The 1,571-nt window shown below is 57.6% G+C and carries 1 rRNA gene; it reads left to right on the top strand.

The annotated features are described in order from the left end of the window. Positions 1 to 23 precede the first annotated feature (23 nt). A 16S ribosomal RNA gene (locus E4T81_RS15475) occupies positions 24 to 1,563 on the top strand. The last annotated feature ends 8 nt before the right edge of the window (positions 1,564 to 1,571 follow it).

Raw genomic sequence — 1,571 nt, forward strand, 5'->3', positions numbered from 1 at the left:
AAAACAAACTAAGTTAAATACAAACAACGGAGAGTTTGATCCTGGCTCAGGATGAACGCTAGCGACAGGCCTAACACATGCAAGTCGAGGGGCAGCGGGGAGCTGAGCTTGCTCAGCTCTGCCGGCGACCGGCGCACGGGTGAGTAACGCGTATGCGACCTGCCCTGCACAGGGGGATAACCCGGAGAAATCCGGACTAATACCACATGCCCCGTGGTAGCTGCATGGCTATCACGGGAAAGGAGGCGACTCCGGTGCAGGATGGGCATGCGTGACATTAGCTAGTCGGCGGGGTAACGGCCCACCGAGGCGACGATGTCTAGGGGTTCTGAGAGGAAGGTCCCCCACACTGGTACTGAGACACGGACCAGACTCCTACGGGAGGCAGCAGTGAGGAATATTGGTCAATGGGCAAACGCCTGAACCAGCCAAGTCGCGTGAGGGATGACGGTCCTATGGATTGTAAACCTCTTTTGTCAGGGAGCAACGACCGCCACGTGTGGCGGGGAGGAGAGTACCTGAAGAAAAAGCATCGGCTAACTCCGTGCCAGCAGCCGCGGTAATACGGAGGATGCGAGCGTTATCCGGATTTATTGGGTTTAAAGGGTGCGTAGGCGGAGTGCCAAGTCAGCGGTAAAATTTCGGGGCTCAACCCCGTCGTGCCGTTGAAACTGGCGCCCTTGAGTGGGCGAGAAGTATGCGGAATGCGTGGTGTAGCGGTGAAATGCATAGATATCACGCAGAACTCCGATTGCGAAGGCAGCATACCGGCGCCCAACTGACGCTGAAGCACGAAAGCGTGGGTATCGAACAGGATTAGATACCCTGGTAGTCCACGCAGTAAACGATGGATACTAGCTGTCCGGGTCGATTGGGACCTGGGCGGCACAGCGAAAGCGTTAAGTATCCCACCTGGGGAGTACGCCGGCAACGGTGAAACTCAAAGGAATTGACGGGGGCCCGCACAAGCGGAGGAACATGTGGTTTAATTCGATGATACGCGAGGAACCTTACCCGGGCTCAAACGCTGGAGGAATACTTTTGAAAGGAGGTAGCTCTACGGAGCCTCCAGCGAGGTGCTGCATGGTTGTCGTCAGCTCGTGCCGTGAGGTGTCGGCTTAAGTGCCATAACGAGCGCAACCCCCATCGACAGTTGCTAACGAGTAGAGTCGAGGACTCTGTCGAGACTGCCGGCGCAAGCTGCGAGGAAGGCGGGGATGACGTCAAATCAGCACGGCCCTTACGTCCGGGGCGACACACGTGTTACAATGGCAGGTACAGCGGGAAGCCACCTGGCGACAGGGAGCGGAACCCGAAAGCCTGTCTCAGTTCGGATTGGAGTCTGCAACCCGACTCCATGAAGCTGGATTCGCTAGTAATCGCGCATCAGCCACGGCGCGGTGAATACGTTCCCGGGCCTTGTACACACCGCCCGTCAAGCCATGGAAGCCGGGAGTGCCTGAAGTGCGTGACCGCAAGGAGCGCCCTAAGGTAAAACTGGTGACTGGGGCTAAGTCGTAACAAGGTAGCCGTACCGGAAGGTGCGGCTGGAACACCTCCTTTCTGGAGCG

Source organism: Barnesiella sp. WM24, from assembly GCF_004570975.1.
In the GTDB taxonomy this organism is placed as follows: Bacteria; Bacteroidota; Bacteroidia; order Bacteroidales; family Muribaculaceae; genus Muribaculum.